General features: G+C 71.8%; 23 protein-coding genes and 1 pseudogene. 20 read left to right on the forward strand and 4 right to left on the reverse strand.

Features of this window, described 5'->3' with window-relative positions; all coding sequences use genetic code 11:
• Nucleotides 1-17 precede the first annotated feature (17 nt).
• The 4 genes from G569_RS0107315 to G569_RS64480 all read left to right on the forward strand — a co-directional run bounded on the left by G569_RS0107315 (nt 18) and on the right by G569_RS64480 (nt 3,212).
• Nucleotides 18-674: an FHA domain-containing protein gene (locus G569_RS0107315; protein ID WP_053225999.1), complete on the forward strand. Its 657-nt coding sequence runs from the start codon at nt 18-20 to the stop codon at nt 672-674.
• A 107-nt stretch (nt 675-781) separates the two neighbouring features.
• Nucleotides 782-1,462 carry a response regulator transcription factor gene (locus G569_RS0107320; RefSeq protein WP_028062939.1) on the forward strand — a complete coding sequence of 227 codons (681 nt, stop codon included), beginning with the start codon at nt 782-784 and terminating at the stop codon, nt 1,460-1,462.
• Entirely contained in the window at nt 1,450-2,826 is a 1,377-nt protein-coding gene (locus G569_RS46330; RefSeq protein ID WP_037495234.1) for a sensor histidine kinase, read from the forward strand. The genes G569_RS0107320 and G569_RS46330 overlap by 13 nt, the downstream gene beginning before the upstream one ends.
• Nucleotides 2,823-3,212 carry a hypothetical protein gene (locus G569_RS64480; RefSeq protein WP_028062940.1) on the forward strand — a complete coding sequence of 130 codons (390 nt, stop codon included), beginning with the start codon at nt 2,823-2,825 and terminating at the stop codon, nt 3,210-3,212. The genes G569_RS46330 and G569_RS64480 overlap by 4 nt, the downstream gene beginning before the upstream one ends.
• 44 nt (nt 3,213-3,256) lie before the next feature.
• On the opposite strand, the gene G569_RS64485 is transcribed toward G569_RS64480, so the two are convergent.
• Nucleotides 3,257-6,760 carry a hypothetical protein gene (locus tag G569_RS64485; protein WP_028062941.1) on the reverse strand — a complete coding sequence of 1,168 codons (3,504 nt, stop codon included), beginning with the start codon at nt 6,758-6,760 and terminating at the stop codon, nt 3,257-3,259.
• A 150-nt stretch (nt 6,761-6,910) separates the two neighbouring features.
• Here G569_RS64485 and G569_RS0107340 point away from each other — a divergent pair, with 150 nt between their 5' ends.
• Genes G569_RS0107340 through clpB form a run of 5 tightly spaced genes read left to right on the forward strand, consistent with a single transcriptional unit; the run spans nt 6,911 to nt 11,712 of the window.
• The gene (locus G569_RS0107340; RefSeq protein WP_028062942.1) at nt 6,911-7,369 is read left to right on the forward strand and encodes a hypothetical protein; all 459 of its coding nucleotides are present in this window, start codon (nt 6,911-6,913) and stop codon (nt 7,367-7,369) included.
• The gene (locus G569_RS0107345; protein ID WP_157591876.1) at nt 7,362-7,733 is read left to right on the forward strand and encodes a hypothetical protein; all 372 of its coding nucleotides are present in this window, start codon (nt 7,362-7,364) and stop codon (nt 7,731-7,733) included. The genes G569_RS0107340 and G569_RS0107345 overlap by 8 nt, the downstream gene beginning before the upstream one ends.
• A complete protein-coding gene (locus G569_RS0107350) occupies nt 7,730-8,584 on the forward strand; it encodes an FAD:protein FMN transferase (protein WP_157591877.1) in 855 nt (284 codons plus the stop codon). Before G569_RS0107345 ends, G569_RS0107350 begins: the two co-directional genes overlap by 4 nt.
• Entirely contained in the window at nt 8,581-9,147 is a 567-nt protein-coding gene (locus tag G569_RS0107355) for a ferric reductase-like transmembrane domain-containing protein (RefSeq protein ID WP_028062945.1), read from the forward strand. The genes G569_RS0107350 and G569_RS0107355 overlap by 4 nt, the downstream gene beginning before the upstream one ends.
• A gap of 6 nt (nt 9,148-9,153) precedes the next feature.
• Entirely contained in the window at nt 9,154-11,712 is a 2,559-nt protein-coding gene (gene clpB / locus G569_RS46335) for an ATP-dependent chaperone ClpB (protein WP_037495238.1), read from the forward strand.
• Here the strand turns inward: clpB and G569_RS0107365 are convergent.
• Nucleotides 11,684-12,382 (reverse strand): hypothetical protein, encoded by a 699-nt coding sequence (locus G569_RS0107365; RefSeq protein ID WP_157591878.1) that lies wholly within the window; start codon nt 12,380-12,382, stop codon nt 11,684-11,686. The genes clpB and G569_RS0107365 overlap by 29 nt on opposite strands.
• A 74-nt stretch (nt 12,383-12,456) precedes the next feature.
• Here G569_RS0107365 and G569_RS0107370 point away from each other — a divergent pair, with 74 nt between their 5' ends.
• The 3 genes and pseudogenes from G569_RS0107370 to purE all read left to right on the forward strand — a co-directional run.
• Complete coding sequence (locus G569_RS0107370) at nt 12,457-12,738, forward strand: GYD domain-containing protein (protein ID WP_028062947.1); 282 nt, start codon at nt 12,457-12,459, stop codon at nt 12,736-12,738.
• Nucleotides 12,735-13,958, forward strand: coding sequence for a phosphoribosylamine--glycine ligase (gene purD / locus G569_RS0107375; RefSeq protein WP_028062948.1), 1,224 nt, complete (start codon nt 12,735-12,737; stop codon nt 13,956-13,958). The genes G569_RS0107370 and purD overlap by 4 nt, the downstream gene beginning before the upstream one ends.
• Nucleotides 13,955-14,407 (forward strand): annotated as a pseudogene (purE, locus tag G569_RS46340) (5-(carboxyamino)imidazole ribonucleotide mutase); the annotation flags it as partial. The gene purD and the pseudogene purE, both read left to right, overlap by 4 nt.
• Here purE and G569_RS0107385 read toward each other — a convergent pair.
• A complete protein-coding gene (locus G569_RS0107385; RefSeq protein WP_028062949.1) occupies nt 14,407-14,697 on the reverse strand; it encodes a DUF1330 domain-containing protein in 291 nt (96 codons plus the stop codon). The pseudogene purE and the gene G569_RS0107385 overlap by 1 nt on opposite strands.
• Nucleotides 14,698-14,722: 25 nt before the next feature.
• Here G569_RS0107385 and purB point away from each other — a divergent pair, with 25 nt between their 5' ends.
• From purB to G569_RS0107425, 8 genes are all read left to right on the forward strand, one after another.
• Nucleotides 14,723-15,997, forward strand: a complete 1,275-nt coding sequence (gene purB / locus G569_RS0107390; protein WP_028062950.1) for an adenylosuccinate lyase — start codon at nt 14,723-14,725, stop codon at nt 15,995-15,997.
• Between the two features lie 110 nt (nt 15,998-16,107).
• A complete protein-coding gene (locus tag G569_RS46345; protein ID WP_053226001.1) occupies nt 16,108-17,085 on the forward strand; it encodes a M24 family metallopeptidase in 978 nt (325 codons plus the stop codon).
• Between the two features lie 16 nt (nt 17,086-17,101).
• Nucleotides 17,102-17,971 (forward strand): phosphoribosylaminoimidazolesuccinocarboxamide synthase, encoded by an 870-nt coding sequence (locus G569_RS0107400; RefSeq protein WP_028062951.1) that lies wholly within the window; start codon nt 17,102-17,104, stop codon nt 17,969-17,971.
• Nucleotides 17,968-18,186: a phosphoribosylformylglycinamidine synthase subunit PurS gene (purS, locus tag G569_RS0107405; protein ID WP_028062952.1), complete on the forward strand. Its 219-nt coding sequence runs from the start codon at nt 17,968-17,970 to the stop codon at nt 18,184-18,186. The genes G569_RS0107400 and purS overlap by 4 nt, the downstream gene beginning before the upstream one ends.
• Nucleotides 18,183-18,839 (forward strand): phosphoribosylformylglycinamidine synthase subunit PurQ, encoded by a 657-nt coding sequence (gene purQ / locus G569_RS0107410; protein WP_028062953.1) that lies wholly within the window; start codon nt 18,183-18,185, stop codon nt 18,837-18,839. The genes purS and purQ overlap by 4 nt, the downstream gene beginning before the upstream one ends.
• Nucleotides 18,836-21,034 (forward strand): phosphoribosylformylglycinamidine synthase subunit PurL, encoded by a 2,199-nt coding sequence (purL, locus tag G569_RS46350; protein ID WP_037495241.1) that lies wholly within the window; start codon nt 18,836-18,838, stop codon nt 21,032-21,034. The genes purQ and purL overlap by 4 nt, the downstream gene beginning before the upstream one ends.
• A gap of 74 nt (nt 21,035-21,108) precedes the next feature.
• Nucleotides 21,109-21,756: a GPP34 family phosphoprotein gene (locus G569_RS0107420; RefSeq protein WP_028062954.1), complete on the forward strand. Its 648-nt coding sequence runs from the start codon at nt 21,109-21,111 to the stop codon at nt 21,754-21,756.
• 31 nt (nt 21,757-21,787) lie between these two features.
• Nucleotides 21,788-22,390 (forward strand): GPP34 family phosphoprotein, encoded by a 603-nt coding sequence (locus G569_RS0107425; protein WP_084284429.1) that lies wholly within the window; start codon nt 21,788-21,790, stop codon nt 22,388-22,390.
• Here G569_RS0107425 and G569_RS0107430 read toward each other — a convergent pair.
• On the reverse strand, nt 22,342-23,052 hold the full coding sequence (locus G569_RS0107430) for a peptidase associated/transthyretin-like domain-containing protein (protein WP_028062956.1): 711 nt from the start codon (nt 23,050-23,052) through the stop codon (nt 22,342-22,344). The genes G569_RS0107425 and G569_RS0107430 overlap by 49 nt on opposite strands.
• Nucleotides 23,053-23,615: the final 563 nt, after the last annotated feature.

Raw genomic sequence — 23,615 nt, forward strand, 5'->3', positions numbered from 1 at the left:
CTTTAGAGTGACGGTTCGTGCACGACTGGCCGGACCGTCACGCGTCCACCCCGAGCGAGCTGCAAGAGCGGCTGGCTGCCGAGCGCTCGGACACGCCGTTCGTCGAATTGCGCGACGGCGACGGCATCCAGCGCCTGGTCGCCCTGACCGAGGGTCTGACCGTCGGGCGGTCGCCCGCGTCCGGGCTCGCGCTGGTGTGGGATGCACAGGTCTCGCGCTCTCACGCGTCGATCGAGGCGATCGACGGCGTCTGGACGGTGCTCGACGACGGGCGCTCCACCAACGGGACGTTCGTCAACGAGGAGCGGGTGCAGGGGAGACGCACGCTCCGCCACCTGGACGTCATCCGGGTCGGGGCCACGCGCCTGCGCTTCCACGATCCGTCGGAGACGACGGACTCCAAGCTGACCGAGGTCGCCGCGCAGGCGGTCGTCCCGCAGCTCACGCCCGCGCAGCTGCGGGTCCTCGTGGCGTTGTGCCGCCCGGCGGACGGGCCGGCGTCCAACGAGGAGATAGCGGAGGAGCTGACCGTGTCGATCGACACGGTGAAGACCCATATGCGCGCGCTCTTCGACGCGTTCAGCCTGCAGGCGTCGGCGCCGTACCGCAAGCGGTTCGAGCTCGTCCGGCTGGCGGTCGACGCCGGCTTGGTCGCGCCGCCCGAGCGTCGTTAGCGGCGATCCTTGCGAGCGGGCTTCGCCCGCTGCTTCGGTCGCTTAAGGGGATCGCTTCGCGGATCTCCTAGCGATCTCTTTGCCAAACGCGCCCTAGCCTGGGCGCGATGAAGCCGCGCGTGCTGTTCGTCGAGGACGAGGACTCGATCTCCGGGCCGTTCTCGAGCACCCTGCGGCGCGAGGGGTTCGAGGTCACCGTCGCCGAGTCGCTCGCCGAGGCGCGGGCGGTGGGCGAGTTCGACCTGGTGCTGCTCGATCTGATGCTCCCCGACGGCGACGGGCGGGACTTCGCGCGCGAGCTGCGCGGCTCCGGCTCCGAGGTCCCGATCATCATCCTCACCGCCCGCGGGACCGAGCTCGAGCGGGTGGTGGGGCTCGAGCTGGGCGCCGACGACTACGTGGTCAAGCCGTTCTCCGGCGCCGAGGTGATCGCGCGCATGCGGGCGGTCCTGCGGCGTGCGAAGCCTTCCACGCCGACCGTGACGGACCTCGAAGTGGGGCCGCTGCGGGTGGAGCTCGGCTCGCGGCGGGTGTTCCTCTCCGGCGCCGAGCTCTCGTTGTCGCGCAAGGAGTTCGACCTGCTCGTCGAGCTGATGTCGCACGCCGGTGAGGTCGTCACCCGCGAGGACCTGATCTCGCGGGTGTGGGACGAGAACTGGTTCGGCTCCACAAAGACCCTTGACGTGCACGTGGGGTGGGTGCGGGGCAAGCTGGGCGATGCCCGCTGGGTCCACACCGTGCGCGGGGTCGGCTTCCGCTTCACCGGGCCGGCGGAATGGGCGTCCTGAGCCTTCGCGCGCGGCTGGTCCTGGCGCTCGCCTACGTGCTCGTGCTGGCGATCGGGTCGATGCTCGTGCCTCTGGTGCGCTCCGTCCGCGACCGCGTGAACGCGGAGGTCGAGACGCAGGCCCTGTCTCAGGCCGAGGTGGTCGCGGCGACGTACTCGGGCGGCGCGGCGGCGGATGAGCTGGTGGACTCGGCGGCGCGCGAGGTGCGCGGGCGGGTGGTGATCGTGGACCGGCTCGGTCACGTGGTCGCGGACTCCGCGCCGGGGTCGGTGGGCGCGGACTTCTCGTCGCGGCCGGAGATCGCGCGGGCGTTGCGGGGCGAGACGGTCCGCGAGCAGCGCTCGAGCTCGACGCTGGGCTCGCGCATCCTGGCCACCGCGGTGCCGGTCGTGCGCAACGGGCGCCGGGACGGGGCCGTGCGGATCACCCAGAGCGTCGACGCGGTCGGGCGGGCGCTGCGGTCGGCGACGTTGGGGCTGGTCCTGGTCGGCCTCGTCGTGCTGGTGCTCGGGCTGGCCGCGGGGGCGCTGCTGGCGGCGTCGGTCGTGCGGCCGTTGCGGCGGCTGGCGTCCGCGGCGCGTCGCGCGGGCGAGGGCGACCTGTCCGTACGCGTACCGGTGGAAGGTTCTTCGGAGCAGCGTGAGGTTGGCGCCGCATTCAACGAGATGACGGGGCGGGTGCAGCGGATGGTCGACGCGCAGCGCGACTTCGTCGCCGACGCCTCCCACCAGTTGCGCACGCCCCTGACCGGCTTGCGTCTGCGGCTCGAGGAAGCGGCCGCGACGGCCGACGGGCCCGCGTTGGAGCAGATCGAGGGCGGGCTCGCCGAGGTCGACCGGCTGTCGGGCGTCGTGACCGAGCTGTTGATCCTGTCGGAGGCCGGGACCGCTCGGCCTCCGGACGCCGCCACCGATCTGCTGGCGGGCGCCCGCCGCGCCGTCGCGCGCTTCGGCGGCGCCGACCTGGTCGTGAGCGGCACGTCGAGCGTCGTCCGCTGCAGCGTCGAGGACCTCGACCGGATCCTGGACGTCCTGATCGAGAACGCGATCGACTACGGGCCTCCGGGGCAGCGGATCACGCTGCATGGCTCGGCGGGCCGGCTCGAAGTGGTCGATCAAGGCCCGGGCCTTGCCCCGGGGGAGGAGGAGACGATCTTCGCCCGCTTCCACCGCGGCACCGTCGGCCGCGCGTCACGCCGCAAGGGCACCGGCCTGGGCCTGCCGATCGCCCGCGAGCTCGCCGCCCGCTGGCGCGGCACCGTGACCCTCGCCAACGGCCCGTCCGGCGGTGCCGTGGCGACGATCCTGCTGCCGATGGCAGACGGCACCACCCCGAACGAGACCTTGACGGCGGGTGCGGCATGACCGGCTGGCGCCGCAACCTCGCGATCGCCGCCGCGGCCGTGGCGGGCCTCTTCGTCGCGGCCGGCCTCACCACCGCCGCGAGCACGCTGTCCGGCCAGAGCGTCGGGCTCTCGTCCGAGCCGCTCACCGCGGGCCGCAACCTCGCGCCGGCGGCCACCGAGTCGCCGGCCGCGACACCGAAACGGACGGCCACCCCGACCCGCACCGCGACGCCGCGCCCCAAGAAGACGCGGACGCCGCGGCCGACCGCGGTCCCGACCCGCACCGCGGCGCCCACCCGCACAGCCGTCCCGACCGTCGACGACAACTCCGGGCACGGCGGCGGCGACGACTCGTCCGGCCGCGGGCGTGGCCGTGGGCGCGGCCGGGGCGGCGACGACGACTAACGCTCCGGGACGACGACGTGTGTCGCCGTCCCGGAGCGGACCGGTCAGCGCACCGTGACGCGCCTCGTCGCGACCAGCGCGTTGCCGGTCGTGATCCGGACGGTGACGCTCAGCCGGTGCCGGCGGGCGAGCAGGCGCCGGCCGCGCGCGTCGAGCCGGACGGTCACCGTCCGCGTCGCGCCGGGGGCGAGCGAGAACGCACGCGCGCGCCCGACCGTGCGCCGCCCGGCCGAGAGCGTCGCCGCGGGGCGGCACGTGCCGCTCACGCAGCGCAGGGTGAACGTGATCGCCCGGCCGCGTGCCCGAGGCGCCCGCACGAGCTGGACGCGGGTCGCGACCGCCGGGGTCTGAGTCGGCGTCGTGGTGGGCGTCGCCGGGGCGGGTGTTGCCGGAGCGGGCGTGGGCGTCGGTTGCGGTTGCGGCGTCGGGTCGCCGGTGCCGCCGGACCCGCGCCGCGCGATGTCGTCCGCGAGCACGGCCTTGGTCAGCACGAGCCGGTCGAGCGTGGATGACACGAGCGGGTTGGCCTGCGAGAGCCCGCCGCCGTCCGCCGGGTCCTGCCCGTTCGCGCGACCGCGCTCGATGTACGGCGCGATCGCGTCCTGGAGCGCGACGCGGCGACGGTTGAGCAGGACCGAGAGGGTCCCCAGCGGATCGGACGCCGGATCGGCTTCCGCCACGTAATGGAAGAAGCTCGCCACCTGCCCGGGAACGTCATCGGCGGGCGCCGTGGTACGGGCGTCGCTGAACGGGTGCGCCAGCGGGTTGGCGTCCTCGCCGGCCACCAGGCTCCGGAGCCGGTCGTCGGTCGCCAGCGCCTGCGGGAGGCCGAGCGTCACGTAGCCGTCGAGCAGGCGCTCGGCGCCCTCGAGGCGCCGCGCGGCGTCCGCCACGCCGGCACCCTGCGTGAGGTTGCCGTTGTCGCTCAGGAGATCGTCGTAGACGCCGGTCCGCAGCGTCTCGAGCTCGTGCTCGACGAGCGGGGTGACGTAGTCGAGCGCGCGCTGCGACGCGGCCGTCGCGCTGCGCTCGCGCGCCACCAAATTGACCGCGGCGGCCACGGCGGGGCAGTTGTCGGCGTTCGGGTGCGACCAGGCGGACTGCACGGTCCGCTCGGCGTCGAGGGCGTCGCCGATGCCGGCGCAGTTGATCGCGCCCTCGATCGTGGCCGAGATCCTGTCGAGGCCGTACTGGCGCCCGTCGCGGCCGTGGTAGATGGGGTAGAAGTCGACGACGAGCTGGCCGCGGCGCTGGGGGGCGACGCCGCCGGTGAAGAACGCGTCCCAGGTGAACGCGACGGAGCCGATCCCGAGCCTCAGCGCGTTCACGACCGGCGCGGGCAGGTTCTCGACCAGCGCGGGCGCCGGCTGGAGGTCCGGGAGCACGAACCGTCCTCCGTTCTCGCTCTGGATGTTGCTGAGGGAACCGAGGCCGAGGAGGTTCACACCGCGCAGCGGTTGCGAGGCGCCGCCCCACGGGTCGATCCACGGACCGTTGGCGACGATCCCGCCCGGCTTCAGCGGCTTGAGGTAGTCCTCCCGCTCGGCGCGGATCGCCTGCGTGAGCGTCGGAGCGCCCGCGCGGACGCCGTCGGCCCACGACGCGTAGTAGTTCAGCGCGGCGTTGTACACCGTGTTCCCGGTTCCGCTGCCGGTGTCCGGCTTGGTGAGGTTGGCCAGCGCGCCCGTCACCAGGTCGCCGGCGCCGAGCATCGCGTCGAGCTCGGTCAGGCGCGCCGCGGTCACGTAGTCGCGGTTCTCGAGCAGCAGCTGGGCGTAGGCGCGCGAGGACGCCGCCCAGAAGTCGGGGTCGGGGAGGTTCGTGCCGAGCGCGGGCAGCTTCGGCGCGGTGGAATCGGTCACGCGGGCGGGGAACAGCGCGAAGAAGTTGATCGCGGGATCGAACTGCGACAGCCCCGAGGCGGCGAGCGCGTCGAACGCGCCCGGCATCTGCAGGATCGTCTCGCTGAAGGAGATCTGCACCGAGTCGGTCATCAGCTCGTCGGCGGCGCCGGAGAACTGCTGCGTCGTCGGGCGCGCGGGGTTGAAGGCCTGATAGCGCAGCGACTGGTTCACGAGCGTCTTGAGGCGATTCTGGGCCTGGTCGGCGAACAGGCGCCGGAGCTCGTCGCCCAGCCGGTCGACCGAGGTCTGCAGCGAAGCGAGCGCGTCGCTGATCCCGGTCAGCTGCGCACGCGCCTGGGCGAGCTGCGTGCTGAGCTGGCCGGCGAGCAGCCCGACCTGGCGGTTCAGGCCCTCGAGGCGTGCATCGACCGCCGCGAACTGCGCGGAGGTCGCCGTCGCGAACGCCGACAGCTGCTGCGAGACGCCCTGCAGGCCCTGGAGGATCAGCGCGTTCGCGTCCGGGCCCGTGACGGTCTGGCCGACGATGTCCCCGACCACGGTGATCACGCCCGTGACGGCCGCGGCGGGGTTGACCACCGACTCGGCGAGCGACAGGCCGAGGCCGACGACGTCGCCGGCGATGTGGATGTACTCGCCGTAGTCCGTCGCCGCGTAGTAGGAGTTGACCGCGCCGGCGACCTGCGCGGCGGCCTGCGCCTCAGCGGCGATCGCCGCGCCGTAGTCCGTGTCCGCCTGGGCCAGCAGGCCGCTGGTCGCGGCCAGCGCGGCGCGCTGGGCGGCGATGTCTGTGCGGGCGGCCGCGCCATCGGCCTGGGCGTGGTCGCGCGTGGTCTGGCAATCGACGCCGGGGCAGGCGGCGACGACCGCGCGGTGCTGATCCATCGCGTCGGTCGTCTGCCGGCCGAGGTCGCGCAGGCCGGTCCGGATCAGCGCCTCGAGCTCGGCGACGTTGGCGGTCAGCCCGCCATCCGGGGTGAGATGCGCCGTGAGCGCGCGGACGGCGTCGGTGCGCAGCGCCGGGTTCGCGGCGAGCAGCGCGGCGGTGGAGTCGAACACGCTCTCGTGCGACGCCGCGGCCCAGAGCCCGTCGCGGGCGCGGCCGAAGCGGTCGTTGCCCGCGGCCAGCTGGGCGGTGGCGCGCAGGGTCGCGGCCGGGGAGAAGCTGCCGTAGAGCAGCGTGGAGAACGAGTCGGCCGCGGCGTTGAAGCGGCTGCTGGGTGTCGCGAGCGTCGAGGTGGAGGCCTCGGTCAAGGCGCGATCGGCGACGCGGGCCAGCGCGTGGCCGACGCGCGCCGACGGCCGGGAGCGCTGGAACGCCGCCAGGATGGCGAGCACGCGTTGGTTGCCGGGGAGCGCCTGCAGCGTCGCGGGGGAGGTCGCGCGATCGCCGCCGTTCAGGGCAGCGCGCAGCGCGCCGATCTCGCGCTGCGCGTCCGCGGGCTCGAGCGCGGGGTCGTCGCGGTAGAGCTGCTGCAGGATCTGCTCGAGCACGGTGTCGACGGTCCCGGAGGGGGCCCGGTCGAGGCGGCGGACGTCACCGGCGACGAACAGGAGCTGCGCCGTCTCGGCCGGGGTCGCGCGCGCCTCCGTCGCGGCGCTCGCCCCGGTGGGGAGCAGACACAGCAGGGCGAGCAGGGAGAGGACGGCCAGCCACGCGCTGCGAGGGGGAGAGAGAGTGGGCATGCGCCGCTTGTCCGCTCGAAGTGACAGCCGTTACAAGCATGTTCACTTTCCGACAATGAACAGGGCTTGTCGACTGGCGACGCAGAGCTTTGCCAAAGCTTTCCCTTCGCCTGCCGATCGCTTGGGCGGCCGGATCCGATGGTGTGTCGCATGAACCTGCGCACACCCGTCATCACCTCGCTCGCCGTCGTCTCCGCTCTCGGTGGCGTCGCCGCCGCCGCGATCGCGCTTCCCAGCGGATCGACGCCTGAGCCGACCGCCGCGACCGTCGCCCCTTCCGCGACCCCCGAGGTCCGCACGAAGACGATCCGCCGGACCGTCCACGTCGTCCGCCGCGACCGCTCGCAGGACGACGGCTCGTCGCGGTCGACCTCGACCGCCGCGCCCGCCCGCACCGCCGCGCCGGCGCGCACACCGGTCGCCGTGGCCGCGGCGTCGCTCGACGACTCCGGCCACCACCGTTCCGGCGACGACGACTCCGGCCACCGGAACCGCGGCCGTGGCGACGACTCCGGCCACCGCGGCGGCGACGACTCGGGCCACGGCCGTGGGCGCGGTGGCGGCGACGACTCCGGCCACGGCCGAGGGCGCGGCGGCGACGATGACTGACCCCGACGCCCCGACGGCGAAGCTCCCGCCGGTCCCGAGGCGGCGCATCCGCAAGCCCGGCCCGTTCGGCGTGATCGCGGGCTCGCTCGGCCTGTTCTTCGCGATCAGCGCCCTGCTCGCGCTCCAGATGCGCCGCGGCGCCGACCCGGCACTCGGCGCGCCGAAGCCGGCCATCGCCGCGGCACCGCCCGCCGCCCCGCGCCAGATCCTCGTCCGCCGCGTGATCGTCACCCGCGTCGTCGAGCACCGCCCCGCCCGCGCCGCCCGCCCCGCCCGTCCGGCTCGCGGGGCGACGGCCGCCCCAGCCGCCCCAGCCGCGCCCGCGGCTCCCGCCCCGGCTCCTTTGACCACTCGCTCCTCGTGACGGCCAGAGACCTCTCCTTCGACTGCATGGGCACGACCGTGCGCCTCCTCACCGATCAGGCGGAGGAGTGCCGCACGTTCCTCGAGCACTTCGACGCCACGCTGAGCCGCTTCCGTCCAGCCGGCGAGTTGTGTCGTCTCAACGCCGACCCGCGCGAGGAGGTCCCGGTGTCCTTGCTCTTGCACGCCGCGATCGCCGCGGGCCTGCGGGCGGCGGAGTTGACCGGCGGGCTGGTCGATCCCACGCTCGTCGACCAACTCGAGGCCAACGGCTACGACCGCACCCGCCGAGCGCCGGAGCTCGCGCTCGAACGCGCCCTCCAAGCGGCGCCCGCCCGCAGACCCGCCAAGCCCCACCCGGACGAGCCGTGGCGGCGGATCGTCCTCACCGAGGGCACCGTCCGCCGCCCGCCCGGCCTGCGCCTGGACACCGGCGGCTCCGGCAAGGGTCTGGCTGCGGACCTGCTGGCCCAGAAGCTCGACGGCCGCTACGCGATCGACTGCGGGGGCGACATCCGCGTCGGCGGCGCCTTCGACATCGAGGTCCGCCACCCGCTGACCGGCCGCAACTTCCACACGCTGCACGTCGAAGACCAAGCTGTCGCCACCTCCGGCATCGACACCCGCCTCTGGGAGCACGACGGCGCGCCGCGCCATCACCTCCTCGACCCGAGCACCGGCCGCCCCGCCTGGACCGGCCTGATCAGCGTCACCGCGCTCGCGCCCACCGCGCTCGAGGCCGAGACGCGAGCCAAGGCCGCCCTCCTGTCCGGCCCTCGCGACGCGCAGCGCTGGCTCAAAGAGCACGGCGGCCTGCTGGTCACCGACGACGGCGACACCCACTTCGTATGAATCCACAGGACCACACCTGGTGGCTGTTCAGTCGCTCCGCGGGCGTCGTCGCCCTCGTCCTGGTGGCGACGAGCACCCTGCTCGGCCTCGCGCTGGCCAACGGCCTGATCAAGTCCCCCCAGGCGCGCAAGTCAGCCGCCACGTTCCACGAGCAGACCGCCAACGCGGGCCTCGCCGCGATCGGCCTGCACGGCGTCACGCTCCTCGGCGACAGCTACCTCAGGCCGTCCCTCACCGACCTCCTGGTCCCCTTCACGATCGACTACCGCCCCGTCTACACGAGCATCGGCATCCTCGCCGGCTACGCGGCGGCGTTCCTCGGCCTCTCCTTCTACGCCCGCAAGCGGATCGGCGGCAAGCGATGGCGGAAGATCCACAGGGCCACGCCCGTCGTGTATGCCATGGGTCTCATCCACACACTCGGGGCCGGTACCGATGCCGGCTCGTCCTGGCTGCGCGCGTTCATGCTGGCAACAGCGATCCCGGCGGCGGCACTCCTGGGAAGGAGGTTGATCGCGAGCAGGAAGGCGGGTAATATCTCAGTCTCTCCGACTAAGATTTAGGAACTCATGCAAGCCGACCGCTTCACGATCAAGTCCCAGGAGGCGTTGCAGGCCGCCATCGCGGTCGCGGCCTCGATGAACCACACCGAGACGCAGCCCGAGCACCTGCTCGTGGCGCTCATCGACCAGCACGAGAGCGTCGTCGGGCCGGTCCTGCGCAAGCTCGGCGCCCAGCCGGGCGCGATCCGTCAGCAGACGATCGACCGCCTCACGACCTTCCCGACCATCACCGCGGGTGCGAAGGAGCCCTCCACCAGCCGCGAGCTGATGGACGTGCTGCGTCTCGCCGAGCGCGAGGCCGGCAAGCTCAACGACGAGTACATCTCGACCGAGCACATCCTGCTCGCGTTCACGAACGCGAACGCCGGCGAGGTCGCGCGCATCCTCGCCTCCAACGGGGTCAACCACAAGAACACGCTCGAGGCGATCGAGCAGGTCCGCGGCCCGCACCGCGTCACCGACCAGAGCCCCGAGGACAAATACCAGTCGCTGCAGAAGTTCGGCAACGACCTCACGCAGGCCGCAGAGGACGGCAAGCTCGACCCGGTCATCGGCCGCGACGACGAGATCCGCCGCGTCATCCAGGTCCTGTCGCGACGGACCAAGAACAACCCGGTGCTGATCGGCGAGCCCGGCGTGGGCAAGACCGCGATCGTCGAGGGCCTCGCGCAGCGCATCGTCTCCGGCGACATCCCGGAGAGCCTTCGCGACCGCAAGGTCATCAGCCTCGACATCGGCGCCCTGCTCGCCGGCTCCAAGTACCGCGGCGAGTTCGAGGAGCGCCTGAAGGCGGTTCTGAAGGAGATCTCCGAGGCCGAGGGCCAGGTCATCCTCTTCATGGACGAGCTGCACACGATCGTCGGCGCCGGCGCGGCCGAGGGAGCGGTCGACGCCTCCAACCTGCTCAAGCCGATGCTCGCCCGTGGCGAGCTGCGCGCCGTCGGCGCGACCACGCTCGACGAGTACAAGAAGCACGTCGAGAAGGACGCCGCCCTGGAGCGCCGCTTCCAGCCGATCTACGTCGGCGAGCCGACCCTCGAGGGCACGATCGCGATCCTCCGCGGCCTCAAGGAGCGCTACGAGGCCCACCACGGCGTCACGATCACCGACGCCGCGCTGATCGCGGCGGCGACCTTGAGCGACCGCTACATCGCCGACCGCTTCCTGCCCGACAAGGCGATCGATCTCGTCGACGAGGCCGCGTCCCGCGTCTCGATCGAGCTCTCGAGTGTCCCGACCGAGATCGACGAGGTCGAGCGCCGGATCAAGCAGCTCGAGATCGAGCAGGTGGCCGTCGGCAAGGACGAGACCGCCGCCGACCGGCGGGCCGAGATCGAGCGCGAGCTCGGCGACCTGCGCGAGCAGGCGGCCGGCATGCGCGCCCAGTGGGAGCGCGAGAAGGAGCAGGCGGAGGGCCACGGCAAGCTGCGCGAGCGGCTGGACGAGGCGCGCCGCGAGCTCGAGAAGGCCGAGCGCGAGCTCAACTACCAGCGCGCCGCCGAGCTGCGCCACGGTGAGATCCCGGACCTCGAGCAGCGCCTGCAGGACGCCGAGAACCGGCCCGAGGAGACCTACGAGCCGCCGGTGTACCTGTCAGAGCGCGTCGACGTCGACGAGATCGCCGAGGTCGTCGGCAAGTGGACGGGCATCCCGGTCTCCCGCCTCGTCGAGGGCGAGGTCGAGAAGCTCATCCACATGGAGGAGCGCCTGCACAACCGCGTGATCGGGCAGGACGTCGCCGTCGAGGCCGTCTCCGACGCGCTGCGCCGCTCCCGCGCCGGGCTCTCCGACCCCGATCGCCCGATCGGCACGTTCCTGTTCCTCGGCCCGACCGGCGTCGGCAAGACCGAGCTGGCCCGCGCGCTGGCCGAGTTCATGTTCGACAGCCAGGACGCGATGGTCCGCATCGACATGTCCGAGTACATGGAGAAGCACTCCGTCGCCCGGCTCGTGGGCGCGCCTCCCGGCTACGTCGGCTACGAGGAGGGCGGCCAGCTGACCGAGGCGGTCCGCCGCCGGCCGTACAGCGTCGTGCTGCTCGACGAGATCGAGAAGGCGCACAGCGACGTCTTCAACATCCTGCTGCAGGTGTTCGACGACGGTCGCCTGACCGACGGCCAGGGCCGCACGGTCGACTTCAAGAACACCGTGCTGATCATGACCTCGAACATCCCGGGCGGCCGGGCCGGCGTGGAGGCCAACTTCAAGCCGGAGTTCATCAACCGCCTCGACGACATCGTCGAGTTCGACCCGCTCACCCGCGAGCAGCTGCGCGAGATCGTCGACCTCCAGGTCACCCGCCTGATCGGGCGCGTCGCCGAGCGCGGCGTGGAGGTCCACCTGACCGACGCGGCCCGCGACCTGCTCGGCGACATGGGCTACGACCCCGCCTACGGCGCCCGCCCGCTCAAGCGCGTGATCTCCAAGAACCTCGTCGACCCGCTGGCGCTGGCCATCCTCAAGGGCGAGTTCGCCACCGGCGACCGGGTGGAGGTCGACGCCGACGACGGCAACCTGCGCTTCGAGCGGACCCGCGCTAGCGAGCCTGAGCCAGTGTCGGCTTGATCTTGCGCCGCACCTTGATCGTCAGCGGGACCCGCGGAGAGGCCTTCGGGTTGTACTTGGCCTCCTGATCGAACTGGAGCGTCCAGACGCCCACCTGCGGGCTCTTCTTGAAGGGGAATTGCTTCCTTCGGACCGAGAAGAGCCCGCAGTCCCCTGTGGGCAGGCCGAGATCGACGGTCCGCTTGGACTTGCCGGCGAAGACGTAGTGCATGTAGATGTTCTTGGTGAGGTCGGTGAAGCCGCGGCCGCGGAACTTCACGCGGTCGCTCGTCGCCGCCGCCGCGGGCTGCTGCTCGACCGAGAGCCGCGTGACCTTGGTCGCCGGCGCGATCGCGGACTTCGGGTTGGGGCCCCGCTCCGCCACCCGCAACGTGAACGCCCGCTGCCCCTCGTCGATGTAGGGCGCGAAGACCGAGCCGGCGAGCAGGCCGTTCAAGTCGACCTGCGGCTGGTTGCCCGTGACCGGCTGCACGATGTCGTCGACGTAGATGTCCACGAGGGCGAACGGCGTGAAGTTGTGTCCGCTCACCGCGACGGGCTCGCGCTGCGCCTCGTTGGCGACGACGTAGCACGGCTTGATCGAGTCGAGGAACGGCGGGTCTTGTGCGAGTGCGGGCGCGGCGGAAAGCGCCGTCAGAGCGGCCGCCACGAGGATGGTGCGAAGGAGCATCGTCAGTTGGAACACCGCATCGGCCGCGATGGTTCGGTAGAAGGGACGGGAGAACTTCCAGCGAGGAGGACGCCGTGCCGACCTACATCATGCTCTCGACGCTCACACCTGAGGGAATTCAAACCGTTCGTAACAACCCGCAGCGCATCCGCGAGGTCAACAAAGAGGTCGAGCAGCTCGGCGCCGAGGTCAAGGCGCAGTGGGCCACGCTCGGCTCGTTCGACTTCGTCAACGTGATCGAAGCTCCCGACGACAAGACGATGGCCCGCATCTCGCTCGAGCTCGGCTCGCGCGGGACGGGGCATTACGAGACCTTGATCGCGATCCCGATCGACGACTTCATCGCGGCTCTTTGACCCGGGTCCTCGTCATCGGCGGCGGCGGCCGCGAGCACGCCATCGTGCGTGCGCTCCTGCGTTCCCCGCAGGCACCTGAGGTGCTCTGCTCGCCGGGGAACGCGGGGATCGCGCTCGAGGCGGCGCCGTTCGCCGGCGCCGACGACCCGGCCGCGATCAAGGCGGCGGGCATCGATCTCGTCGTCGTCGGGCCTGAGGCGCCGCTGGTCGCGGGCTTCGTCGACCGCTGCGTCCAGGAGGGCGTGCCCGCCTTCGGGCCGGTCGCGGCCGCCGCGCGGCTCGAGGGCTCCAAGGCCTACGCGAAGGAGGTCATGGCCGCCGCGGGCGTGCCGACCGCGGGCCACGCGGTCGTGCACGACGTGGAGTCGGGCATGGCCGCGATCACCTCGTATCCGGTCGCGTTGAAGGCCGACGGCCTGGCCGCCGGCAAGGGCGTCGTGATCGCGACATCCGAGGAGGAGGCCCGCGCGACCCTCGTCGACATGATCGAGGAGCACCGCTTCGGCGACGCTCCGGTCGTGGTCGAGGAGTTCCTCGAGGGCGTCGAGCTGTCGGTGCTCGCGCTGTGCGACGGGGAATCCGCGTTGCCGCTGGCCCCGGCGCGCGACTTCAAGCGCATCGGCGAGGGCGACACCGGCCCGAACACGGGCGGGATGGGCGCGTTCTCGCCGGTCGAGGGCGCCGACGCGGCGCTCGTCGAGCGGGTGCGGGTGGAGATCTGCCAGCCGGTGGTCGATGAGCTCGCGCGGCGCGGGACGCCGTTCCACGGCGTTCTGTATGCGGGCCTGATGCTGACCGCCGATGGGCCGAAGGTGATCGAGTTCAACGTGCGCTTCGGCGATCCGGAGACGCAGGTGGTGCTCCCGCGCCTGCAATCGGATCTGCTCGATCTCTTCCAGCGGGCGGTTCGCCCCGGAGGATTGGCGGGTGCCGTTCTGGAGTGGGACCCGCGGGCGGCGGTGACCGTCGTGCTCGCGTCCCGCGGCTATCCGGCCTCTTCGAGCTCCGGCGACGTCATCAGCGGCTTGGAGGATGCGGGCGGCGAGGTCACCCACGCCGGCACGGCCGAGCGCGACGGCGCCATCGTCACCGCCGGCGGGCGTGTCCTGAACGTCACCGCGTTGGGTGAGGACCGCGAAGCCGCTCGCGCCGCCGCCTATGCTGCCGCCGACAAGATCACCTTTCCTGGCAAGACCTACCGCAGAGACATAGCCGCATGAGCGAACCCGCAACCGAAGTCGAAACCGAGCTCGAGGGCCTGGCGGTCGACAACCCCCACGTCGGCATCGTGATGGGCTCCAAGTCCGACATGCCCGCCATGGAGAAGGCCGCAAAGGAGCTCGAAGAGCGCGGCATCCTCCACGAGGTGCGGGTCATGTCCGCGCATCGCGACCCCGAGGTCGTGGCCGATTACGCCAAGAACGCGCGGATGCGCGGTCTGAAGGTGATCATCGCCGGCGCCGGCCTCTCCGCCGCGCTCCCGGGCGTGGTCGCCGCGCACACCGACCTCCCGGTCATCGGCGTGCCGCTGACGTCGAAGACCTCCGTCGCCGGAGGCCTCGACGCGCTGCTGTCGATCTCGCAGATGCCGCCCGGCGTGCCGGTCGCCTGCGTGGGCGTCGACAACGCCCGCAACGCCGCCGTGCTGGCGGCGCGCATCCTCAGTCTCTAAACACCGTCGACGATGCGGATGTCGCGCTCGGCCCCGTCGCCGAGCGCGGCCAGCGCCGCCTGGTAGGCGGCGCTGTCGTGGGCGGCGATCGCCTGCTCGGCGCTGTCCCACTCGATCAGCGTGACCCGCTCGTTGAGGCCCTGCTCGTACACCGCGGCGGGCATCCCGCGGGCGATGAACGTCCCCCCGGCGGCTTCGAGAGCCGGCTTGGCGAGCGCCGCGTACGCGGCCATCTTGTCCGGGTCGTTGATCGCCCGGTAGGTGCTGATCCAGTACGCCTTGGCCATTGCCGGGATTCTATGGTTTCAAGGCGTGATCGCCCGCTATACCCGGCCCGAGATCGGCGCCGTCTGGACCGATGAAGCGCGCTTCGGCGCGATGCGCGACGTCGAGGTCGCCGCCGCCGAGGCGCTCGACGGCCCCACCGAATCCGAGTTGGAGGCCATCCGCGGAGCGACCTTCACGGTCGACGCGATCAACGAGCGCGAGAAGATCCTCGACCACGACACGGCGGCCTTCGTCGACGTGCTCGCGGCCTCCGCGGGCCCGGCCGGCCGCTGGATCCACTACGGCCTCACCTCGTCCGACGTCGTGGACACGGGCATGGCCCTGCAACTGCAGCGGGCGGGCGCGTTGCTGGTCCCGGCGGTGCGGGAGCTCGCGTGGGAGCTGGCCGAGAAGGCGCGCCTGCATGCCGACACGCTGTGCGTCGGCCGCACCCACGGCGTCCACGCCGAGCCGACGTCGTTCGGCCTCAAGCTCGCGGGCTACGCGATGGAGTCGCATCGCAACGCCGAGCGGCTGGAGCGGGCGTTCGGGCAGATCACGGGCGCGATCTCCGGAGCGGTCGGCACGTACGCGACCCTCGGGCCGGACTACGAGGAGCGGGTGATGGCGAAGCTCGGGCTTCGCCACGAGGACATCTCGACGCAGGTCGTCCCCCGCGATCGCCACGCGGAGCTGCTGAGCGCGATCGCGCTGTGCGGCGCGGGCCTGGAGCGCTTCGCGACCGAGATCCGCCACCTGCAGCGCACCGAGGTGCGCGAGGTCGAGGAGCCGTTCCGGGCGGGCCAGAAGGGCTCCAGCGCGATGCCGCACAAGCGCAACCCGGTCGTCTGCGAGCGGATCTGCGGGCTCGCGCGGGTGCTGCGGGGGAACGCGCAGGTGGGGATCGAGAACGTCGCGCTCTGGCACGAGCGCGACATCACGCACTCCTCCGCCGAGCGGATCGTGCTGCCAGACTCGACGATCCTGCTCGACCAGGTGCTCGCCTTGACGCTGCGGGTCGTGCGCGGGATGACCGTGCACGCGGACCGGATGCAGGCCAATCTGGAGATCACGTCGGGCGCGCTCTTCTCCCAGCGCGTGCTGCTGGCGCTGGTGAGCGGCGGCATGCAGCGCGACGACGCGTACCGGATCGTCCAGCGCCTCGGCCAGCAGGCGTGGGACACTCAGACCCCACTGCGGACCTTGCTCGAGGCGGAGGGGGTCGAGATCGACCTCGACGCGGTCTTCGACTACGGCTACTACGTGCGCCACGTGCCCACGGTGCTGGCGCGACTGGAGGTGATCCCATCGCCGTCCTGATCTATGGAGCTCCGGAGCTCTCGGCGACGCTCTTCCACGAGATCCCCGAGAACATCGGGGACCCGTTCCTCTATCTCGAGAACGAGGGCCGGCGTGCGGCGACGGTCTCGGTGCTCGACGCGTCCAAGGTCGCCGCTCACGGGATCGAGATCATCGACCCGATCACGCTCGGGCAGGACGACCTGATCGCGGCCGGGCTGGACCACGTCGCGCTCGAGGCCGAGGTCTGCCTGCGCGCCGCGGGTGCGCTGCGGATCACGGAAGCGACGGTCCCGCCGGAGTTCCCGCTGTTCGTGGCCGACCACCTGCGGGCGAACGGGATCGAGCTGACGGTCGACGACGACGAGTTCCAGCACCGCCGGCGGGTCAAGAACGCGCACGAGCTCGCGGGGATCCGGCGCGCCCAGAAGGCGGCCGACGCCGCGATGGGGGTCGCGCGCTCGCTGATCCACGAGCTGCGGCCGGGGCTCACGAGCGAGGAGGTCCGCGCGGCGATGGCCGTGGTCGCCGAGGAGCACGGTTGCGAAATGCCCGGCGACGTGATCGTCTCGCACGGCGCCCAGTCCGCGGACGGGCACGAGTCCGGGTCCGGCGAGATCGGCGCGGGCGAGCCGGTGGTCGTGGACATCTGGCCGCGCGACAAGGTGTCGCGCTGCTGGGCGGACATGACGCGCACGTTCGTGGCGGGCGGCGGCGAGCCGCCGGAGGAGCTCGCGCTGTACTGGCGATTGACGCGCGACTCGCTCGACCGCGTCTACGCCGAGCTGCGGGCGGGCGCGAACGGCCGCACCCTGTTCGAGCGATCTGCCGAGCCCTACATCGAGGCGGGCCAGCCGACCCAGCTGTCCAAGGAGCCCGGCACGGTGCTGGAGGACGGCTACTTCCACGGGCTCGGGCACGGCGTCGGGCTCGAGGTCCACGAGCGGCCGTACATGGGCCGGATGGGCGACGACCTGGTCGTCGGCGACGTCGTCACGGTCGAGCCCGGCTGCTACCGGCGCGGCTTCGGCGGGTGCCGCCTGGAGGACCTCGTCCTGGTCACCGAGGACGGCTACGAGGTCCTGACCGATTTCCCGTACGACCTGTGAAATATCCTGAGGCCACGTGACGTCACTCCCCCTCCTGCACTCCGGCAAGGTCCGTGAGCTCTACGACCTCGGCGACGATCTCCTGATGGTCGCCTCGGACCGCATCTCCACTTACGACGCGGTCCACCCGACGCCGATCCCGGACAAGGGGCGAGTACTCACGGGCCTCTCGGTCCTGTGGTTCGGGCTGACGAAGGACATCGTCCCGAACCACATGATCTCCGCGACCGACGGCGTGCCGGACGAGTTCCGCGGCCGCGCGCTGCGGGTCCGCAAGCTGAAGATGCTGCCGGTCGAGTGCATCGTGCGCGGCTACATCACGGGGTCGGGGTGGAAGGACTATCTCGCCACCGGCTCGGTTTCAGGCATCGCGCTCCCGGAGGGCCTGCAGGAGTCCGAGCAGCTGCCGGAGCCGATCTACACGCCGTCGACCAAGGCCGAGGAAGGCCACGACGAGGCGATCGACTTCGCCGAGACCGTGCGGCTGCTCGGCTCGGAGGAGCTCGCGGCGCAGGTCCGCGACGTCTCGATCGCGGTCTATGAGGCGGTCGCTTCCCATGCGCGGGAGCGGGGCGTGATCCTCGCCGACACCAAGTTCGAGTTCGGCGTCGACGAAGGTGGCGTCCTGACGCTCGGCGACGAGGTCTGCACGCCGGACTCGTCGCGCTTCTGGCCGGTCGACTCCTACGAGGTCGGCCGCGGCCAGCCGTCGTTCGACAAGCAGTACGTGCGTGACTGGGCGACGGGCAGCGGGTGGGACAAGAACCCGCCGGCGCCGCCGATCCCGGACGACGTGGTCGCGCAGACCCGCGAGCGGTACATCACCGCCTACGAGCGCCTCGCGGGTGAGCCGTTCGGCGCCTGGCTGGACCGGGTCGCGCCATGACCCGCGTCCGTGTCCTGATCCGCCCCAAGGCCGGGATCCTCGACCCCCAGGGGCAGGCCGTCGAGCGGGCGCTGCCCGCGCTGGGCTTCTCCGGCGTGGCCAACGTGCACGTCGGCCGGCTCGTCGAGCTGGATGTCGAGGACGCCTCGCGGCTGCCTGAGATGTGCGAGAAGCTCCTTTCGAATCCCCTGATCGAGGATTACGAGATCCAGTGAGATTCGGGGTCGTCCGGTTTCCGGGCTCGTGTGACGAGGTCGATGCGTTGTTGGCGGCTCGCCGCGTGGGTGCGGCTGAGCTGCTTTGGCATGGCGACGCGGACCTTCGCGGCGTCGATGCGGTGATCGTCCCCGGCGGGTTCTCCTACGGGGACTACCTGCGGGTGGGGGCGATCGCGCGGTTCGCGCCCGTGATGGTCGAGGTCGAGAAGTTCGCCCGCGACGGCGGGCTGGTCCTGGGGATCTGCAACGGGTTCCAGGTGCTGTGCGAGGCGGGTCTGCTCCCGGGCGCGCTGCTGCCGAACACGTCGCTGAAGTTCACCTGCCGGCAGCTCGACATCGAGGTGGTCAACGCCTCGACGGCGTGGACGAGCGCCTGTGTCGCCGGTGAGACGCTGTCGATCCCCGCGAAGCACACCACCGGCCGCTACTGGGCGCCGGACGAGGTGCTCGACGAGCTGGAGGCCTCCGGTCAGGTCGTGTTGCGCTATCGCTCGAACTTCAACGGCTCCTCGCGGGACATCGCGGGCGTGTCGAACGCCGCGGGCAACGTGGTGGGGCTGATGCCGCATCCGGAGCACGCCGTAGACCTGCTGACCGGCTCGGCGGACGGCTTGAAGCTGTTCGAGTCGGCCGCGCGGGTGCCGGCGTGAGTCGTCACCGCGAGCTCGGGCTCACCGACTTCGAGTACGACCTGATCGTCGAGAAGCTGGGGCGCGAGCCGAACGAGGTCGAGCTGGCCGTCTTCTCGCTGATGTGGAGCGAGCACTGCGGCTACAAGCACTCGCGTCGGCTCTTGAAGTCGCTGCCCACCGAGGGTCCCCGGTTGGTGTTGGGCCCCGGCGAGAACGCGGGTGCGGTGGACGTGGGCGGTGGCCTGGCGTGCGCGTTCAAGGTCGAGTCGCACAACCATCCCTCGGCGGTCGAGCCGTTCGAGGGCGCGGCGACCGGCGTCGGCGGCATCCTGCGCGACATCTTCGCCATCGGCGCGCGGCCGATCGCCATCCTCGATTCGCTCCGGTTCGGTGAGGTGTCGTCCTCCGCCCGGTCGCGGTACCTGCTCGAGCGCGCCGTCGCCGGCATCGGCCACTACGGCAACTCGATCGGCATCGCCACCGTCGGCGGCGAGATCTACTTCGAGGGTCCGTACGAGCAGAACTGCCTCGTCAACGCGATGGCCCTGGGTCTGATCGAGACGGACAAGCTGATCCGGAGCGCTGCGGCTGGCGTCGGGAACGTCGTCGTGCTCTTCGGCGCCAAGACGGGCCGGGACGGGATCGGCGGCGCTTCGGTCCTGGCTTCGGCCGAGCTGGATGACAGCGAGGACAAGCGGCCTTCGGTGCAGATCGGCGACCCGTTCACCGAGAAGAAGCTGCTCGAGTGCTCGTTGGATCTCCTGGACCGGGGCCTGCTGGTCGCGTTGCAGGACCTGGGCGCCGCGGGCCTCACCTCGTCGTCGTCCGAGATGGCGGCGAAGGGCGAGGTCGGCCTCGACATCGACGTTCGCAAGGTCCCGCTCCGCGAGGCCGGCATGGAGCCGTTCGAGATCATGGTCTCGGAGTCCCAGGAGCGGATGCTCTGCGTCGTCGAGCCCGGTCGCGTGGACGACGTGCTGGCGGTCTGCGCGCGCTGGGAGGTCGACGGGACGGCGATCGGCGTGGTCACCGACACGCGTCGCCTGCGCGTGTTCGACGGCTCGGAGTTGGTCGGCGACATGCCGGTGGAGGCGCTGGTCGACGAGTGCCCGGCGTACGACCTCGCGCCCGCGGAGCCGGCGACGCCGCTGTATCCGGCGCCGCCCGTGATGCTCTCCTCGTCCGACCCGGCCGAGGTGCTGGTGGCGCTCCTCGGGTCCTCCAACGTCGCGTCGCGCAAGTGGGCGTTCGAGCAGTACGACTCGATCGTCGGGTCGCGCACGGTGCGGCGGCCGGAGTCGGCCGACGCGGCCGTCTTGATGCTCCCGTCAGGGGACGCCGATCCGGAGACGCTGCTCTATCCGTCCGACTTGGACGGTCCGCGGCCGGCGATCGCGGTCGCCATCGACGGCAACGGGCGACGCGTCGCCGCCGACCCCTACCGGGGCGCGGTGGAAGCCGTCTTGGAGTGCTCGGCAAACCTGGCCTGCGTGGGCGCGGAGCCGCTGGGTTTGACGAACTGCCTGAACTTCGGCAACCCGGAGAAGCCGCACATCGCGTGGCAGTTCACGCGGGCGATCGCGGGGCTCGGCGACGCGTGCCGCGGCTTCGGGATTCCCGTCGTGGGCGGCAACGTGTCCCTGTACAACGAGGGCGGCGAGGGCCCGATCTACCCGACGCCGGTCGTTGGCCTGGTCGGCGAGCTGCCCGACGCGCGGCGCGCTGGTCGGCTCGGTTTCGCGGCCGAGGGTGACTCGATCGCGTTGGTGAGCGCGTCGTGGTCGCCGTCGCTCGCCGCGTCGGAGCTGTCGAAGCTGCGCGGCGAGGTCGTTCGTGGGCCGCTTCCGGCGGTCGACCTCGGCTCGGTCAAGGCGCTGCACGCCGCGATCCGCCAGGCCGTGCGGGCGGGCTCGCTGTCGTCGGCGCACGATGTCGCCGAGGGCGGCGTCGCGGTGGCGCTGGCCGAGTCCTGCCTCGCGGGTGGCATCGGCGCTTCGGTGTCCGGCTTGGCGTCCGAGGAGGAGCTCTTCGGCGAGGGCCCGGGCGCGTTCCTGGTCTCCGGCCCCGCCGCGGCTTTGGACGCGTTCGGCGGCGCCGCGCGGGTCATCGGGGTCGTCGGCGGGTCGTCGGTGTCGATCGAGGGCGTGCTCGACGTGCCGCTCGACGAGCTCGGCCGCGCGTTCACCCACGGTCTCGCCTCACTCCTCCACTAGCCACTTCCGAACCTAAAGGGGCCTGACCCCTTTAGGTTCGGGAATACCGGTCGCCCGTCCGCGTCTTTGCGGACATGAGCCCCACGCAGACCGCCCGGACCTACGTCCCCAGCGTTCGCGGCGACGCGATGCTGCTCACCCACGGGCGCAAGGGGACGGCCGAGGATCTGCTGCTGGTGAGCGCGGCGGTCGTGTTGGACGGCGCGCTCGGCGGTCACATCCAGGTCGTCGGGCGGCGGTTCTTGGGGATCGAGCGTCGCCGCGTCGTCGCGGGAGCCTTGGTCGACGACGCGCCGCTCCTGATGGCCGACCTGCGGTCGCGCGTGCTCGAGGCCACGCCCGACGATCCGTGGGGCTGGTTCGACCGCGCGGCGCTCTTCGCGCTGGAGCGGGTGAGCGCCGAGCTCGCGGGTGCCGGTGTCACGACGCCGCTGCGGCTCTCCGGCGCCCGCCGACTGCTGCGCCACGACACCCTGATCGTGGCCGAATCCGCCGAGGACGCCGCCCGCGCGCGGTTGCTGGCCGCGCTGACGGGCGCGGGGACGTCTTCGTCGATCGCCCTCGGCGCGATCCTGCTGCACATCGGGTTGCTGGACGAGATCGTCGGCCGCCGCGACACCCGCCGCCTCGAGTCCGCGGTCCGCGGCCTCCCTTCATCCGCCCAAGCATTCCTCGCGGTCCTGCGCGACCAGCGCCGCCGCGAAGCCCAACTCGCGTATTAGCCGCGCGCCCGCCCGCCTCTTAGGAGTAGTCATGTCCCCGGTCCTTCTCTCCGACGCGGCCCGTGTGGGGGTCGAACGCCCTTCCACGACCCGCCCGGACCTCCGCACCGACGCGATGCTGCTCACCCACGGCCGCGCCGGCACCGAGCCCCTGATCGCCACCGCCCTCCTGATCGACGCGATCCGCTCCGGCCACCTCCAGGTCCTCGAAGGCCGCCGCGTCGTCGCCGGCCGCTCCTCCGCCGACGAGCCCGCGATCCTCGCCGACCTGCGCGCCCGAGTCCTCTCCGGGCGCCCGGGCTCCCCGCAGGCATGGATCGAACGCACCGCCGAGTTCGCGTCCGACCGCATCGCCACCGAACTCGTCACCGCCGGCATCGCCATGCCCCTGAGCCCGCGCTTCGGCCGCACCTTCACGCTGTCCGTGAACGCCCGCGCCGAAGCCGCCGCCCGCACCCGGATCGCGACCGACCAGGCCCTCGCGGTCCTCCTCTACACCTGCGGCCTCCCCACCGGCGACCCGCTCCCGCCCTCCGCCCACGGGCTGCCCGACGCCGAACGAGCGCTCCTCACCGCCTTCCGCGACTACGCCCGCACCACCACCCTCACCACCGCCGACTTCCCCGCCGCATAGGGAAACCCGTCGTCCTCGCGGACGACCGCCCGGAAGCTGTACCGCTGGGTGAAGAACGTGCGCGTGAACCGATAGCCGGCCTTGAACTTCCCGTTCCTGAGCTGGGCGGTCTTGAAGGCCATCCACTTGCCGTGAGCGAGCGCCTGCAACTCCACGAGCGTCCTCGCCTCCTCCGCCCCGGGCACCGACCCGGTGAACGTGATGCTCCTGCCGTTGCGGGTGCTCGTCTTGTCGGTCTTGAGCCGGATCGGCGCGGCGACGATCACCTTCACGGTCTGCACGGAGTCCCCGTAGCTGATCCGCACCTCCCGGTTCGACCCCTTGGCGAGCTTGACGCTGAACCGCCCCTTGCCGTCGGTCTTCGCGGTCGTCCCGTCGCTGGTCGTGACGACGACGTTGGCGAGTGGTGACCCGTCGGTCGCCTTGACCGTCCCCTTGACCAGCGGCGGCTTGCTGTAGCGCGAGTGGAGCGTTCGCCCGCCGTCGATGCGGATCGAGCCGGCGACCGGGGGGAGGGGCACCACGACCGGGGGGTCGACGGTCGTGATCGGGGAGATCGAAGCGACCGGTGTGCGTACCGCCAGTTCGAACGGTCCCACGACGGTGCTATTGCCGGCGACATCGGTCAGGACGCCGGTGAGCGAGTGGGTGCCGGTGCTCAAGCGAGCGGTATCCAGTTGCACGACGGCCGTTCCACTGCTGGCGCATGGCGTGCGAGCGACGAACGGACGCGTGCAAGACGAACCGCCGACGCGGCTCTCTGCGACGTCCGTCCCCTCGGCGCGGAGCGTCACGGTTTCTAGACCGCCACCCGCATCCGCGAACGGAATGGCCACGTCGACGACACCGGAAAGCGACGCTCCGCTGAGCGCACTTCCACCAACGGCTCCTGCGAGAGTCGGCGCCTGGGTGTCGCTGAGGGTCACCTCTGCGCGGCCGACCTCGAGCCGAGCGCTGTCACCGTCGAGGCAACGCGGGCTCGGGTTGTAACACCACAACTCCAGCGAGACTCGCGTTGCGTCGAGTCGGTCCGCGGCGAGCGGCTGCGCGAAGTCCGAGCTCCCGAATTCCTTTCCGATCGGAGGCTCGTCCTGCTCGAGAACGCGCTCGTCCGCCACTGTGCGATACGGCGTGGTTGATTGGCTCGTCGTCACCCAGCGCCAGATGCGGACAGCGGAGATCGAGGTTCCGGCGGGAGCGGAGAAGCTCCACTTGGCCCCCGCGA

The organism is Solirubrobacter soli DSM 22325 (genome assembly GCF_000423665.1).
GTDB classification, from domain to species: domain Bacteria; phylum Actinomycetota; class Thermoleophilia; order Solirubrobacterales; family Solirubrobacteraceae; genus Solirubrobacter; species Solirubrobacter soli.